Source organism: Agrococcus terreus, from assembly GCF_014645235.1.
Classification (GTDB): Bacteria; Actinomycetota; Actinomycetes; order Actinomycetales; family Microbacteriaceae; genus Agrococcus; species Agrococcus terreus.
The window spans coordinates 373,412-387,354 of record NZ_BMLM01000001.1 but is presented as its reverse complement, the minus strand read 5'-3'; the positions used below and the strand labels follow the sequence as shown (position 1 = coordinate 387,354).

Here is a 13,943-nt window from a genome sequence, read left to right as displayed (position 1 = left end):
CGGATCTGTCACGATGCATCCATGCGGCGATCCGAGCGGCGATGAGCGGCCTCCCGAGCCCGGCGAGGGTGCAGCGCACCTACCTCGTGCTCGTGCTCGGCAACACGCTCGCCGCGTCGTTCATCTGGGGCATCAACACCCTGTTCCTGCTCGACGCGGGGCTCACGAACTTCGAGGCGTTCGCGGCCAACGCGTTCTACACGGTGGGCGTGCTCGTGTTCGAGATCCCCACCGGCGTCGTCGCCGACACCCTCGGCCGCCGAGCCTCCTACCTGCTGGGCTCGGCGACGCTCGCGCTCACGACGGCGCTCTACTGGCTGCTGTGGGTGTGGGAGGCGCCCTTCGCCGCGTGGGCGGTGGTGTCGGCGCTGCTGGGCCTCGGCTTCACGTTCTTCACCGGCGCGGTCGACGCGTGGCTCGTGGATGCGCTGGAGGCCACGGGCTTCCGCGGCAGCCTCGAGCAGGTGTTCGGGCGCGCGCAGATCGTCGGCGGCGGCGCGATGCTCGCCGGCTCGGTGGCGGGCGGCGTGCTGGCGCAGCTCGTCGACCTCGGCGCGCCGATGCTCGTGCGCGCTGCGATCCTCGTGGCGATGATCGGCGTCGCCGCGGCGCTCATGCGCGACCTCGGCTTCTCGCCCGACCGCAGCGAGGGGCCGATCCGCGCCACCCGCACGGTGCTGCGCGAGTCGTGGCGGCACGGCATGCGCAGCGCGCCCGTGCGCTGGCTGCTGCTCGCGAGCCCCTTCACGGCCGGCGTCGGCTTCTACGTCTTCTACGCGCTGCAGCCGCACCTGCTGCAGCTGTGGGGCGACGAGTCGGCGTACTCGATCGCCGGCCTCGCGGCCGCGCTGCTGTCGGGCGCGGCGATGCTCGGCGGTGCGCTCGCGCCGCTCGTGCGCCGCTGGTTCCCGCGCCGCACCTCCACGATCCTGCTCGCCGCCGTCACGAGCGCCCTCGTGCTCGTGCTGCTGGGCGTCGTGCAGTCGTTCTGGATCGCGGTCGTGCTCGTGGCGCTGTGGGGCGTCATGTCGGCCATCGACGACCCGGTGCGCCGCGCCTACCTCAACGACCTCATCCCCTCGAAGCAGCGCGCGACGGTGCTCTCGTTCGACTCGCTGCTCGGCGGGGCCGGCTCGACCGCCTTCCAGCCGGTGCTCGGCCGCACCGCCGACCTCGGCGGCTACGGCGCGTCGCTGCTCGTGAGCGGCGCGCTCTCGGCCCTCGCCGTGCCCTTCATCCTGCTCAGCCGCGCGCAGCACGCCCGCGCGGACACGGCGCAGGAGGTGACGGCGCCGGCGGAGCCGGGCGGCGAGGCGGACGGCGGCCCAGAGGTCGAGGCGCCGCCCACCTGCTAGACCGGGCCGCGCCTAGGAGGCGTCGCCCCGGCTCGCTCCCGCGCCGAGCAGCGGCATGGATGCGGTGTCGAGGTACGGGTTGTCGTCCTGCCCCTCGACGAGCTCCTCCGCCTCCTGCCGCGTCTCGACCGTCGGCACCGAGCCGACGAGCGGGCGCTTGGCCGACTCCGGCATCGTCAGCAGCGCGATGCCGCCGAGCAGCGCGAAGAACATGATGTAGAACGCCGGCATGAAGGTGTTGCCCGTGGCCTGGATGAGCGCCTCGCTGAACAGCGGCGTCGTGCCGCCGAAGAGCGAGACGGCCAGGTTGTAGGCGATCGCCATGGCGCCGAAGCGCGACGCGGTCGGGAAGAGCGCCGGCAGCGCCGAGGCCGAGATCGCCACGTAGAAGCCGACCGGGATCGCCACCATGCACAGCGCCACGACCACGGCCCACAGCTGCCCCATCTGCATGATCGCGAAGGCCGGGATCATGAGCACGAGCGTCGAGACGACCGCGATGCCGTAGACCGGGCGCCGGCCGATGCGGTCGGAGAGGCGGCCGATGAGCGGCAGGCACGCCGACATCACGAGCAGCACCGGCACGGTGACGATCGCCGCCGCGATGCTGTCGAGGCCGACCGTCTCCTCGAGGTACGTGGGCATGTAGCTCGTGAGCGCGTAGCCGGCGGTGTTCGTGGCGGCGACGAGCGCGATGCCGATGAGGATCGGGCGCCAGTGGTAGCGGAAGATGCCGAGGATCCCGTGGCGCGCGAGCGGGTCGTCGGCGTCGCGCTGGTGCTCCTCCTCGGCGCCCTGCGCCTGCTCGTACGCGGGCGTCTCGGGGATGCGGAGGCGGAAGTAGATCGCGACGGCGCCGAGCGGGATCGCGATGAGGAACGGGATGCGCCAGCCGTACTCGACCATCGCGTCCGGGCCCGAGACGGACTGCGTGATCGCGGTGGTCGCGGCGACGACGGACGCGCCGGCGGCGAAGCCGACGTACGAGCCCACGTCGAGCCACGACGACCAGAAGCCGCGCGAGCGGTCGGGGCTGAACTCCGACACGTAGGTCGTGGCGCCGGCGTACTCGCCGCCGGTCGAGAAGCCCTGCACCATCTTCAGCAGGTAGAGCGGCACGATGGCCCACGCGCCGATCTGCGCGCTCGAGGGCAGGAGGCCGATGAGCGCCGTGGCGATCGCCATCATCGCCATCGTCAGGAACAGCACCTTCTGGCGGCCGATGCGGTCGCCGAGCGGGCCGAGCACCAGGCCGCCGAGCGGGCGCACGAGGAACGAGATCGCGAAGCCGAAGAGCACGACGAGCAGGCCCACGCCCTCGTCGAGGCCCGCGGTGAACACGGCGGTCATGGTGACGGCGAGGTAGCCGTAGATGCCGAAGTCGAACCACTCCATGAAGTTGCCGACGACCGTGCCGCTGATGGCGGTGCGGACGCGCCGGGTCTGCACGACGATGACGTCGTCGACCTCGAGCCTGCGGCCGCCGGCGTCGTCGCCGTGCTGCGTCGAGCCTGCTGCGCTCGTGACCATGGTGCACCGTCCTCTCGTCGTCGACGCGGATGCGTCGTGCGGGCGATGGGCGAGGCTACTCCTGTGCGCTCGACGCCCGTCGGGCGGGGTTGTCCCCCGACGACCCCGCTGGTCGCCGGTCCGCTGGTCGAGGAGCTGCCGGCGCAGCCGGCCGCGTCTCGAGACCACCAGCGCGGGAGCCGCTCGCCGGGCTGGTGGTTTCGAGGAGCTGCCGGCGCAGCCGGCCGCGTCTCGAGACCACCAGCGCGGGAGCCGCTCGCCGGGCTGTGGTTTCGACACGCTCCGCCGCCTGCGGCGGCGGAGCGGCTCAACCAGCGGGTGGGGCGGCGGCGGAGCGGCTCAGCCAGCGAGCGGGGGCGGCGGAGCGGCTCAACCAGCGGTGGAGGGGACGAGGTGCTCGAAGCGCCGGGGGTCGAGGAAGGCGACATCGGTCGCGGGCGACTCGCCCACCGCCGCCTGCGCCGCGAGCTCGCCGAGCGCGGGCGCGTGCTTGAACGAGTGGCCCGAGCAGCCGCCCGCCACGACGACGCGGCCCGCCGCATCCGCCCGCCCCACGAGGAACTGCCCGTCGGGCGTGTGCGCCATGATGCACGTCGTCCACGCGGCCGGCTCCGGCTCGAGGTCGGGGAACGTCGCCGCCACCTGGTCGCGGATGTCGTCGGTCTCGCCGACGTGCAGCCCGCGGTCGATGGCATCGGGATCGTCGGGATCGAACGGCCCGTCGAACTCGCCGCCCACCTTCACGAGGTCGCCCGGCAGCGCGCCGTGCCCCCAGATCCAGCGCGGCTCGCCCGCCAGCCCGGGCACCGAGCGGATGAACACCGGCAGCCGCTCGATGCCGGCGTCGCGCCCCTCCTTCGGCCGGAACCACGTCTGCACCACCCGGTGCGGCACCACCGGCGCCGAGGGCACGAGCTGCGCGATCCACGGCCCGGCTGCCACCACGACGCGCGCGACGCGCAGGTCGCCCGAGGCCAGCCGCACCGTCACGCCCTCATCGTCCGGCTCGATCGCGAGCACCCGCTCGCCGGTCCGCACCCGCGCGCCCGCCGCCCGCGCCGCCTCGACGGCGGCGACGATCGTCGCCTCGGGCCGGGCGACGCCGGCCTCCGGATCCCACAGCCCCACGTCGCCCTCGTCGAGCACCGCGTGGGCGGGCAGGCGGCGCGCGACCTCGGCGTCGTCGAGCCGCTCGACCGGCAGGCCGTGCTCGCGCGCGGTCGCGAGGGTGCCCTCGATGATGCGGCTGCCGGGCTGCCCGATCATGATGCCGCCGCTCTCGAGCAGCAGCTCCTCGCCGCTCGACGCCTCGAGCTCGCGGAACAGCTCGCGCGAGCGGCGCGCGATGGGCGCCAGGCCCGGATGCTCGAGGCACGCGACGCGGAAGAGCCGGGTGCGGCCGGTCGAGCCGCCCTGGTCGTGGCCGGGCTCGTGCTGCTCGACGCCGACGACGTCGACGCCTCGCGCGGCGAGCTGCCAGAGGGCGCTCGAGCCGATCGCCCCGAGGCCGACGACGGCCACCTCCGCATCGTGGGCGCGCTCGCTGCCGGTCATGCGCTCGACGCTACCCGCGGGCCGGGGGCGCGCCCGCACGCGTCCGTCATCGAGCGTCACCGCGTCCCGTCGGCCGCCGCATCCGCCCGCGATTGCGCGACCTCGCAGGTTCCCCGCGCACCATGGGAATGCATCCGCGGATCCGGCGTTGCACTGATCGTTCGAATTTGAAAGAATTGGATCCGCGGCGGGAGCCGCAGAGGGAGACGGCGATGAGCAGCATGCAGTTCGGGATCTTCTCGGTGAGCGACCTCACCCAGGACCCCACCACGGGCAGGACGCCCACCGAGCACGAGCGCATCCGCGGCTGGATCGCGATGGCCGAGAAGGCCGAGGAGGTCGGCCTCGACGTCTTCGCCGCCGGCGAGCACCACAACCCGCCGTTCTTCTCCTCGAGCCCGACCACGACGCTCGGCTACATCGCCGCGCGCACCGAGCGGCTCATCCTCTCGACCGCCACGACGCTCATCACCACGAACGACCCGGTGAAGATCGCCGAGGACTACGCGATGCTGCAGCACCTCTCGGGCGGCCGCGTCGACCTCACGCTCGGCCGCGGCAACACCGGCCCCGTCTACCCGTGGTTCGGCAAGGACATCCGCGACGGCATCGAGCTCGCCATCGAGCACTACTCGCTGCTGCACAAGCTGTGGCGCGAGCCGGTCGTCAACTGGACCGGCAAGCACCGCACGCCGCTCACCGGCTACACGTCGACGCCCGCGCCGCTCGACGGCGTGCCCCCGTTCGTGTGGCACGGCTCGATCCGCTCGCCGCAGATCGCCGAGCAGGCCGCCTTCTACGGCGACGGCTTCTTCCACAACAACATCTTCTGGAACAAGGAGCACACCGAGCGCATGGTGCGCCTGTACCGCTCGCGCTTCGCGCACTACGGCCACGGCGCGCCCGAGGAGGCGATCGTCGGCCTCGGCGGGCAGATCTTCATGAAGTCGACCGAGCGCGAGGCCAAGGAGCGCTTCCGCCCGTTCTTCGACGTCGCGCCGGTCTACGGCCACGGCCCGAGCCTCGAGGACTTCGAGCAGATGACGCCGCTCACCGTCGGCACGCCCGAGCAGGTGATCGAGAAGACGCTCGCGTTCCGCGACTACGCCGGCGACTACCAGCGCCAGATGTTCCTCGTCGACCACGCGGGCCTGCCGCTCGAGGAGGTGCTCGAGCAGATCGAGATCCTCGGCACGGAGGTCGTGCCGGTGCTGCGCCGCGAGTTCGACAGCGTGCGCCAGGCGGGCGTCCCGGACGCGCCCACGCACGCCGCGCGCGTCGCCCAGGCGATCGCCGACGGCACGCAGGGAGGCGAGCAGGGCGCGCCGCGCCGCGCCGACGCCGCCCCGAGCGAGCAGGGCCTCCGCGACGACTTCGACACGGGCGCCGCGATCGCCCGCCAGGCGGGCGAGCGATGACCCCGGTGCGCATCGCGGTCGTCTCCGCCGGCCTCGGCGAGCCGTCGAGCACGAAGCTGCTCGCCGACCGGCTGCGCGACGCGACCCTCCAGGCGCTCGCCGACTGCGGCGCGCACGCCGAGGCGGTGGATGTGGTGCTGCGGCCGCTCGCGCAGGACATCGCGGCGCACATGGTCACCCACAACGCCACCGAGGCGCTGTCTGCCGCGATCCGCGAGGTCATCGACGCCGACGCGATCATCGCCGTGACGCCGACGTTCAACATGTCGTACTCGGGCCTGTTCAAGTCGTTCTTCGACGGCATCGAGGAGGGCCAGCTCGCCTCGATCCCGACGGCGCTCGCCGCGACCGGCGGATCCGCCCGCCACTCGATGGTGATGGACACCGCGATGCGGCCGATGTTCGCCTACCTCAAGGCGCAGGTCGTGCCGACGGGCGTCTTCGCCGCGAGCGAGGACTGGGGCGCCGACTCGGGCCTCGACCGCCGGATCGCGCGCGAGGGCAAGGAGCTCGCCGACCTCATGACGGCCCTCCCCCGCCGACGCGAGGCGGATCCCTTCGACGTGGAGGGCGGCGCCTTCCAGTCGTTCGAGCAGCTGCTGGGACACGCGTGAGCGCGCCCTCGGAGCGCCTGGCGCCACGGGCGTGGCGCGGGTACTTCGAGGGCTCGCGCCTGCTCGAGAACGAGCTGGAGCGCCGCATGAAGACGGCGACCGGGCTCGACCTCGGCGACTTCAACGTGCTGCTCGTGCTCTCGGAGGCCGAGGGTTGCCGGATGCGCATGGGCGACCTCGCGCGGCAGCTCGCGTTCGCGCCCGGCCGGCTCACGTATCGGATCGGCGCGCTCGAGCGCGATGGGCTCGTGGCGCGCGAGGCGAGCGCGGCCGACCGGCGGGGCACGGACGCGGTGCTGACGGGCGCCGGCCGGACGCGGCTGCGCACAGCGCGGCCCGTGCACGCGCGGCACGTCGAGGAGCTGTTCCTCGGGGGGCTCGACGACGAGGCGCTCGCCGTGCTCGACCGGGTCTTCGGCCCGCTGCGCTCGCGCCTGCTCGACGACTGCCGCGACGCGCCCGAGCCGCCGCGCTGAGCCCCTCCCGCCCCCGCTGGTCGAGGAGCTGCCGCCCTCCCCGCTGGTCGAGGAGCTGCCGCCCTCCCCGCTGGTCGAGGAGCTGCCGCCCTCCCCGCTGGTCGAGGAGCTGCCGACGCAGGCGGCCGCGTCTCGAGACCACCACGCTGCGGATGGTCTCGAGACGGCAGCGCCCTGCGGGCGCAGCCTCCTCGACCAGCGGGTGGCGGCAGGGAACCTGTGAGCAGAACCCTCGCCGTGAAGCGGAACCCCTGTCAGGATGGACACGTGCAGGAGGCCAGGCTGCTGGAGCGGGCGATCGGCGAGGCCGGTCGCCTCGTCGCGGTGGAGCCGTTCGGCGAGGGCAGCATCGCGCGCTTCACCGTCGACGCCGGCGAGAATGCCGGCGAGTGGTTCGTCGACACCTCCCGCCAGGCCGTGCCGCGCGAGACGGGCTTCGTCGTGCGCGGCACCGAGGGCCTCGTGGCCCGCATCTGGCGGCACCCGCTCGATCCTCGCCTCCCCTCGCTCCGCACAGCGGTCGACCCCGTGAAGCTCGCGCGCATCGCGGCCGCGGCCGGGACGAGCGGCGAGATCGAGGCGCGGGTGCTCGCCTACCGGCCTGGCCGCCGCGCGGTCGTGCGGCTCACGCAGCACGGCGTGCACCTGTTCGTGAAGGTCGTGCGGCCGAGCGAGGCGGAGAGCCTCGTCGACATCCACGACGCCTGCCGCGCCGCGGACGTGCCCGCCCCCGAGGTGGTGCACTGGTCGCCCGCCGGCATCGTGGTCGTGCCCGACGCCGAGGGCACGGCGGGGCCCGTCGCCGCCGCGCGCACGAGCCCGGATGCGCTGCTCGACGCCGTCGACGACCTCCGGGAGCGCTTCCTCGCGGTCGACACCACCCGCATCGCGCGCGCCTCGGTCGGCACCCGGCTCGAGTGGCACCTCGAGCGCATCGCCGCGGCGCTGCCGGACCGCCGCGGCGAGGTCGCCGAGCTGCTGCCGGCGCTCGCGCCGCACGTGCGGCGCATCGGTCCACCCCGCAGCGTGCACGGCGACCTCCACATCGGCCAGCTCTTCTTCACCGGACCGCGAGTCTCGAGCGTCATCGACGTCGACACCGCCGGCCTCGGCGACCCGGCCGACGACGCCGCCGCCTTCGTCGGCCACGCGCTCGCGAGCGCCGCGCGCAACGCCGCCGCGGGGCGCGACGGCGACGCGGCGGTGCTCGAGGGCATCGCCGCCGAGGCCGGCGAGCGCTGGTTGCGCGACCCGCACGCGACGGCGCTCACGAGCCTGCACCTGCTGGCGCACGGCATCCGCGCCGCCGAGCGCAGCCCCGAGGCGGCGCACCGCCTCGTCGACCGCGCGCGGGAGCTCGTGCGCGACCGCGTCGGGCGCTGAGCCGACCCGACCGCCGGCTCGGCCCGACACGCCCGGGATCCGCCGCACGATCCGACATCGACACCCCAGCGCTCGCGCGGCAGGATCGCCCGTCGGCGCCTTCGCGCCCAATCCGTCCGCCGCAGGCCTCCCGAAGCACTCCCGGAAACGCCGAAGCTGCCACGGCAGGCACCGCACAGGGGCCGGTCGTGACACCGACGAAAGGGAACAGCATGCAGAAGCGCACCACGCTCACGATCACCACGGCCGGCCTCATGGGCCTCGGCCTCGCCGTCACCGGCGGCTTCGCCGCGAACGCCGCGGAGGACGAGGGCCTCGACCTCAAGACCGGCCTCTGGCTCCAGGGCGAGGACGGCGACTCGGTGGGCACCGACCTCGGCGTCAGCACCACCGACGACTCGCTCGACGTCTGGAGCGACACGGGCGTGCAGACCGAGGACGTCGACATCGACGCCGTCGCCGGTGCGCAGGCGAACGACGACGGCGTGAGCACCGCCGCCGGCGCGGGCGCCGCGACGGACGACATCGCCGCGGGCGCCGGCGCTGAGGCCGCCGCCACCGAGGACGGCGTGCACGCCGGCGGCGAGGCCGTCGCCGTGACCGAGGACGAGAGCCTCCAGGCCGGCACCCACGTGGGCGCCGACGACGAGAGCGACTCGCTCGACCTCGGCCTCGTGGTCGTGGGCGAGGGCGAGGACGGCTCGCTCGGCCTCGACCTCGGCGGCATCCTGAACCGCTGACCCTCAACGCTCCGCCGGCCACGACCGGCTGCACCGCGAGGCGCCGCACCCGAGAGGGGCGGCGCCTCGTCGCGTGCGCGGCGTCCGACCGCCTCGTCGCGTGCACGGCGTCCGGGCGCCTCGTCGCGTGCACGGCGTCCGGGCGCCGCTCGACGTCAGGGCGCGGCGAGCAGCCCGCCGACCTGCGCGAGCGCGCCGTCGACGAGGCGGTAGTACGCCCACCGGCCCCGGGTGGACCGCGTGAGGAACCCGGCCTCGGTCAGCACCTTCAGGTGGTGCGAGACCGTGGGCTGCGAGAGGCCGAGCGGATCGGTGAGGTCGCACACGCACGCCTCCGCGTCCTCGTGCGCGCCGATCATCGACAGCAGCCGGAGCCGGGCGGGGTCGGCGAGCGCCTTGAGGGTGCGGGCGAGCTCGTCGGCCGCGCCGACGTCGAGCACCTCGCGCGTGACCGGCGAGCAGCAGGCCTCGAGCTGCGGGAGGGGCGCCTCGGTCATCGTCATGGCCACCATCATGCCACTCGTATTGACATCCGTCGATGGGTCGAGGCAGACTCCACATCGACAGACATCGATGGGAGGAGGGATGATGGACGCCGACACGATCTGCGCAGAGCTGGGCTGCCCCGCCGAGCTCGCCGACGACAGCTGCTGCTGCTGACCACGAGCGGGCGCTCCCGGGATGGATCCGGGAGCGCCCAGCCCATCCCACCACGACCGACCATCGCCCCGGAACGAGGAGCCATGCCCGAGCCCGTCCCCACCGTCCTGTTCGTCTGCGTGCACAACGCGGGCCGCTCCCAGATGGCAGCCGGCTTCCTGCGCGCGATCGGCGGCGAGCGCATCGAGGTGCGCTCCGCGGGCTCCCTGCCCGCCGAGCAGATCAACCCCGTCGCGGTCGCGGCGATGGCCGAGCGCGACATCGACATCGCCGGCGAGCAGCCGAAGGTGCTCACGGTCGACGCCGTGCGGGAGTCCGACGTGGTCATCACGATGGGCTGCGGCGACGCCTGCCCGATCTTCCCAGGGAAGCGCTACGAGGACTGGGCGCTCGAGGACCCCGCCGGCCAGGGCATCGAGGCGGTGCGGCCGATCCGCGACGACATCGAGGCGCGCATCCGGGCGCTCGTCGCCGAGCTGCTGCCGGCGTGATCCTGCGGCGCCCGCCTCACACGAGCCGGTAGCCCATCCCCCGCACCGTCTCGATGCGGTCGGCGCCCAGCTTGTTGCGCAGGTAGCGCACGTAGACGTCGACGACGTTCGAGCCCGGATCGAAGTCGTAGCCCCACACGCGGCTCAGCAGCTGCTCGCGCGAGAGCACCTGCCCGGCGTGGCGGATGAGCTCCTCGGCGAGCGCGAACTCGCGGCCCGAGAGGTCGACCTCGCGGCCGTCGATGCGGGCGCGCCGGGTGCGCACGTCGAGGTCGAGCCCGCGGTGCGACAGCTCGGCGGTGCCCTGGCCCGCGGCGCTCGACTGCATCCGCAGCCGGATGCGCGCGAGCAGCTCGTCGAAGCGGAAGGGCTTGGCCATGTAGTCGTCGGCGCCGCCCTCGAGCCCCGCGACGGTGTCGGCGCCGCCGCCGCGCGCGGTGAGGATGATGACCGGCATCGCCGAGCCGGAGCCGCGGAGCTGCGACAGCACCTCGAAGCCGTCCATGCCCGGCAGCCCGATGTCGAGCACGAGGAGGTCGAACTCGTCCGTGAGCGCGAGGTCGAGCGCGTCGCGGCCGGTCGCGGCGACGCGGGTCGAGAAGCCCGCGGCGGCGAGCCCCTTCTCGACGAACGCGGCGATGCGCGCCTCGTCCTCGGCGATCAGGATCGATGCCATCCGGGCTCCTCTGCGTCGGTGCGCGCCGCGGCGCGCGGGTCGTGGGGATGCGGTGCGCGCGCCGCGGGGTCGGCGGTCGCGGGCGGGGCCACGGGATCGGCGATCGCCGACGGCGGCGCGGGCTCGGCGAGCGCCGCCACCCACGTCGGCTGGTCGTCGTCGTCGGCGCCGACGACCGCGCGCGGGAGCACGATCTGGAACTCCGAGCCGCCTCCGGCGTCGACGACCGCCGCGGTGCCGCCGTGCTGCTCGGCGATGAGCGCGACGATCGCGAGCCCGAGGCCCGAGCCGCCGTCGCCGCGGCCCTCGGCGGCGCCGCGGCGGAAGCGGTCGAAGATCACCGCCTTCAGCGCATCCGGCACCCCGGGACCGCGGTCGAGCACGAACAGCTCGAGGTCGGCGCCGCGCACGCGCGAGCCGATCGTGATCGGCCCCCGCGCGTGCCGCACCGCGTTGGCGATGAGCTGGAGCATCGCCTGCGTGATGCGGTCGGGGTCCATGCGCGCGAGCACGTCGTCGGTGCGCACCGCGTCGTCGATGTCGGCGCCCTCGATGGCGCGCGCCTTCTGCGCGATCTGCTCGACGAGCACGGCGACGTCGGTCTCGACGATCGCGAACGCGTCGGGCTCGCGCAGGCGCGCGGCCGCGCGGATGTCGTCGACGAGCCGCGCCATCCGGTCGAGCTCGTCGATCGCGAGCGCCCGCGTCTCCTCGACGTCGCGCGCATCCGTCGGGTCGACGAGCTCGAGGTGGCCGCGCACGATCGTGATGGGTGTCTTCAGCTCGTGGCCGACGTCCTGCAGCAGCTGTCGCTGGGCGTCGAGGGAGCCGCCGAGCCGGTCGAGCATGCGGTTGACGGTCTCGGCGAGCTGCGAGACGTCGTCGCGGCCCGTGACCGGCACGCGCTCGCTGAGGCTCTGCTCGGAGGAGCGCTCGGCGACCTCGCGGATGCGGCGCACCGGCCGCAGCAGCAGGCCCGAGACGAGCAGGCCCACGAGGAAGATGACGATCGTGACGACGACGGCCACGACCGTGAAGATGCGGGCGGCGGCGTCGAACTCCGCGAGCTCGGCCTGCACGTCGTAGCCGGTGACGAAGATCGCCGAGTTCGGCGCCTCCGGGTCGGGCTCGCCGATGGTCACGGGCGCCGCGAGGTAGCGCACCGTCTCGTCGTCGCTCGCGTACGTGCCGACCACGATCTCGCCGTCGGCGGTCTCGGCGACGACGCGGTCGACGAAGCCCGGCAGCCGCTCGAGCGGCACGTCGGGCGGGATGAACGGCTGCCAGAAGGGCGCCCCGTCGATGATGCCGAGCGTGCCGGTGTTGTCGTCGGGCGCGAGCCGCTGCACGATCGACCCGAGCGCGGCCTCCTCCGACTCCCACGGCTCCTCGGCGTTCGCGACCGTGATGCTCGCCGACTCGAGCGCCGCACCGAGGTTCGCGTCGATCTGCGCGAGCACGCGCTCGCGCTCGACGACATAGGCGACGCCGCCCGCCACGAACAGGCCCACGAAGCTGAGGAGGGTGAGGAGGCCCACGATCCGCGAGCGCACCGTCCAGGTGCGCAGGCGCGATCGAGGGGCGGCGGTCATGGGGCCATCCCACCAGACCCTGGCGCGTCGTGACGGCTGTGTGAGAGAAGCCTCACGTTCGCCCCGCGCCGGCCGCGCCTCTGGTGGGATCGGTGCGTGGAGACGATCGACGCCGCCGAGGCGCCCGCCGCATCCCCCGAGGAGCGGCTGCTGCGCGATGCGCTGGGCGACGCGCTCGAGGGCGAGCTGCGGGTGCTGAGCCGCGAGCCGTACGGCGCCGGCGCGTTGACCGGCTTCGAGGAGACGACGGCCGGCTTCGAGGAGGCGAGGGCGCAGACCCGCTACTGGTACGTCGACACCTCCGGGCGTCCGGTGCCCGAGGAGTCGGGCCTCGTGCTCGGCGACCCCGCGGCGCCCCAGGCGCGCATCTGGCTGCACCCGGCCGATCCGCGCCTGCCCGCGCTCGCCGCCGCGAGCTTCCCCGACGCGGCCGCGGCGCTGCTCGCGCGCCTCGGCGTCACCGTCGATCGGGCGCCCGAGCTGCTGGTCTACCGGCCCGGCAAGCGCGCGATGCTCCGGATGCGCGCGGGCGAGCGCGAGACGTACCTCAAGGTCGTGCGGCCCGACGCGGCCGCGACGATCGTCGACCTGCAGGAGGCGCTCCGCGGCGGCGGCATCCCCGTGCCGGCGATCACCGGATGGTCGGCGCTCGGCATCGTGCTCACCGAGGCGGCGGCGGGCGAGCCCGTGACCGCCCGCCTCGACGCCGTCGACCCCGCGCGGCTGCTCGACTCGGTGGAGGCGCTGCAGGCGGCGATGGGCCGCGTGGACACCGGGCGGGCCGCGCGCGACTCCCTCGCGCTCCGCGACGGCTGGTACCGCGAGCGGCTGCGCGCGGCGCTCGACGGCGCGCCCGGCGGCGAGGCGGCGGCCGCCCGTGCGGCGCTCGGCGCGCTCGAGGCGGGCATCGACGCCGCCGACCCCGCGGCGCTCGAGGTGCCGGCTGCCGAGCTCCGCACCGTGCACGGCGACCTCCACGTCGGCCAGCTGTTCGTCGACGGCGCGAGCGCCGTGACGGGCCTCATCGACGTCGACACGGCCGGCCTCGGCGACCCGGTCGACGACCGGGCGGCGCTGCTCGGACACCTCGTCGCCTCGATCGGGCTCGCGGACGACCCGGACCGCGCGCGCGGCTACCGCCGGATCCTCGGCGAGGCGGCCGGTCGCTGGCTCGGGCCCGCCCCGCAGGGCGGAGAGACCGCCAGCGGAGAGACTGCCAGCGGAGGCGCCGAGCGCACCCGCCTCGCGCACCGCCTCGCCGTGCACGTGCTCGCGCACGCGCTCGCGCCGGTCGAGCGCGGCGAGCTCCGCGTCGCGGCCGCCCAGCTCGGGCTCGGCGCCGCCGTGCTGGGCCGAGAAGAGGCGGCGAGGGCGGCCGGGCGCGGCGCGGCACGACGCGAGGGCGCGACGTGACCCGCTGACGATCCGGGGCGACCCGCGCTGCATGAGAGTCC

13 protein-coding genes are annotated in these 13,943 nt (G+C 74.5%); 8 read left to right on the top strand and 5 right to left on the bottom strand.

Going from position 1 to position 13,943, the window contains the following annotated elements:
* The first annotated feature begins 41 nt into the window (after positions 1 to 41).
* Positions 42 to 1,355, top strand: a complete 1,314-nt coding sequence (locus IEW90_RS01935; protein ID WP_188715464.1) for an MFS transporter — start codon at positions 42 to 44, stop codon at positions 1,353 to 1,355.
* A 12-nt stretch (positions 1,356 to 1,367) separates the two neighbouring features.
* On the opposite strand, the gene IEW90_RS01930 is transcribed toward IEW90_RS01935, so the two are convergent.
* A complete protein-coding gene (locus IEW90_RS01930; protein ID WP_188715462.1) occupies positions 1,368 to 2,885 on the bottom strand; it encodes an MFS transporter in 1,518 nt (505 codons plus the stop codon).
* 369 nt (positions 2,886 to 3,254) lie between these two features.
* Complete coding sequence (gene solA / locus IEW90_RS01925; protein WP_188715460.1) at positions 3,255 to 4,439, bottom strand: N-methyl-L-tryptophan oxidase; 1,185 nt, start codon at positions 4,437 to 4,439, stop codon at positions 3,255 to 3,257.
* 221 nt (positions 4,440 to 4,660) lie between these two features.
* Between solA and IEW90_RS01920 the strand changes: the two genes are divergently transcribed.
* The 5 genes from IEW90_RS01920 to IEW90_RS01900 all read left to right on the top strand — a co-directional run bounded on the left by IEW90_RS01920 (position 4,661) and on the right by IEW90_RS01900 (position 9,070).
* Positions 4,661 to 5,857: an LLM class flavin-dependent oxidoreductase gene (locus tag IEW90_RS01920; protein ID WP_188717985.1), complete on the top strand. Its 1,197-nt coding sequence runs from the start codon at positions 4,661 to 4,663 to the stop codon at positions 5,855 to 5,857.
* Complete coding sequence (locus IEW90_RS01915; RefSeq protein WP_188715458.1) at positions 5,854 to 6,471, top strand: CE1759 family FMN reductase; 618 nt, start codon at positions 5,854 to 5,856, stop codon at positions 6,469 to 6,471. The genes IEW90_RS01920 and IEW90_RS01915 overlap by 4 nt, the downstream gene beginning before the upstream one ends.
* A complete protein-coding gene (locus IEW90_RS01910; RefSeq protein WP_188715456.1) occupies positions 6,468 to 6,947 on the top strand; it encodes a MarR family winged helix-turn-helix transcriptional regulator in 480 nt (159 codons plus the stop codon). The genes IEW90_RS01915 and IEW90_RS01910 overlap by 4 nt, the downstream gene beginning before the upstream one ends.
* 267 nt (positions 6,948 to 7,214) lie before the next feature.
* Positions 7,215 to 8,330, top strand: a complete 1,116-nt coding sequence (locus tag IEW90_RS01905) for a phosphotransferase family protein (protein WP_188715454.1) — start codon at positions 7,215 to 7,217, stop codon at positions 8,328 to 8,330.
* A gap of 212 nt (positions 8,331 to 8,542) precedes the next feature.
* Positions 8,543 to 9,070 carry a hypothetical protein gene (locus IEW90_RS01900; RefSeq protein WP_188715452.1) on the top strand — a complete coding sequence of 176 codons (528 nt, stop codon included), beginning with the start codon at positions 8,543 to 8,545 and terminating at the stop codon, positions 9,068 to 9,070.
* 155 nt (positions 9,071 to 9,225) lie between these two features.
* Here the strand turns inward: IEW90_RS01900 and IEW90_RS01895 are convergent, their stop codons facing one another.
* Positions 9,226 to 9,573: an ArsR/SmtB family transcription factor gene (locus tag IEW90_RS01895; protein ID WP_188715450.1), complete on the bottom strand. Its 348-nt coding sequence runs from the start codon at positions 9,571 to 9,573 to the stop codon at positions 9,226 to 9,228.
* 240 nt (positions 9,574 to 9,813) lie between these two features.
* On the opposite strand from IEW90_RS01895, the gene IEW90_RS01890 reads away from it, so the two are divergent.
* Positions 9,814 to 10,221: an arsenate reductase ArsC gene (locus IEW90_RS01890; protein ID WP_188715449.1), complete on the top strand. Its 408-nt coding sequence runs from the start codon at positions 9,814 to 9,816 to the stop codon at positions 10,219 to 10,221.
* Positions 10,222 to 10,237: 16 nt separating this feature from the next.
* Here IEW90_RS01890 and IEW90_RS01885 read toward each other — a convergent pair whose 3' ends face one another.
* Together IEW90_RS01885 and IEW90_RS01880 are read right to left on the bottom strand one after the other, a co-directional pair.
* The gene (locus IEW90_RS01885; protein ID WP_188715447.1) at positions 10,238 to 10,897 is read right to left on the bottom strand and encodes a response regulator transcription factor; all 660 of its coding nucleotides are present in this window, start codon (positions 10,895 to 10,897) and stop codon (positions 10,238 to 10,240) included.
* A complete protein-coding gene (locus tag IEW90_RS01880) occupies positions 10,882 to 12,489 on the bottom strand; it encodes a sensor histidine kinase (protein WP_188715444.1) in 1,608 nt (535 codons plus the stop codon). The genes IEW90_RS01885 and IEW90_RS01880 overlap by 16 nt, the downstream gene beginning before the upstream one ends.
* 96 nt (positions 12,490 to 12,585) lie before the next feature.
* Between IEW90_RS01880 and IEW90_RS01875 the strand changes: the two genes are divergently transcribed.
* Positions 12,586 to 13,902 (top strand): aminoglycoside phosphotransferase family protein, encoded by a 1,317-nt coding sequence (locus tag IEW90_RS01875; RefSeq protein ID WP_188715442.1) that lies wholly within the window; start codon positions 12,586 to 12,588, stop codon positions 13,900 to 13,902.
* Positions 13,903 to 13,943: the final 41 nt, after the last annotated feature.

Coding starts and splice junctions, on each gene's coding strand:
- IEW90_RS01935 (WP_188715464.1), top strand. CDS start 42: ATGAGCGGCCTCCCGAGCCCGGCGAGGGTGCAGCGCACCTACCTCGTG.
- IEW90_RS01930 (WP_188715462.1), bottom strand. CDS start 2,885: ATGGTCACGAGCGCAGCAGGCTCGACGCAGCACGGCGACGACGCCGGC.
- solA (WP_188715460.1), bottom strand. CDS start 4,439: ATGACCGGCAGCGAGCGCGCCCACGATGCGGAGGTGGCCGTCGTCGGC.
- IEW90_RS01920 (WP_188717985.1), top strand. CDS start 4,661: ATGCAGTTCGGGATCTTCTCGGTGAGCGACCTCACCCAGGACCCCACC.
- IEW90_RS01915 (WP_188715458.1), top strand. CDS start 5,854: ATGACCCCGGTGCGCATCGCGGTCGTCTCCGCCGGCCTCGGCGAGCCG.
- IEW90_RS01900 (WP_188715452.1), top strand. CDS start 8,543: ATGCAGAAGCGCACCACGCTCACGATCACCACGGCCGGCCTCATGGGC.
- IEW90_RS01895 (WP_188715450.1), bottom strand. CDS start 9,573: ATGACGATGACCGAGGCGCCCCTCCCGCAGCTCGAGGCCTGCTGCTCG.
- IEW90_RS01890 (WP_188715449.1), top strand. CDS start 9,814: ATGCCCGAGCCCGTCCCCACCGTCCTGTTCGTCTGCGTGCACAACGCG.
- IEW90_RS01885 (WP_188715447.1), bottom strand. CDS start 10,897: ATGGCATCGATCCTGATCGCCGAGGACGAGGCGCGCATCGCCGCGTTC.
- IEW90_RS01880 (WP_188715444.1), bottom strand. CDS start 12,489: ATGACCGCCGCCCCTCGATCGCGCCTGCGCACCTGGACGGTGCGCTCG.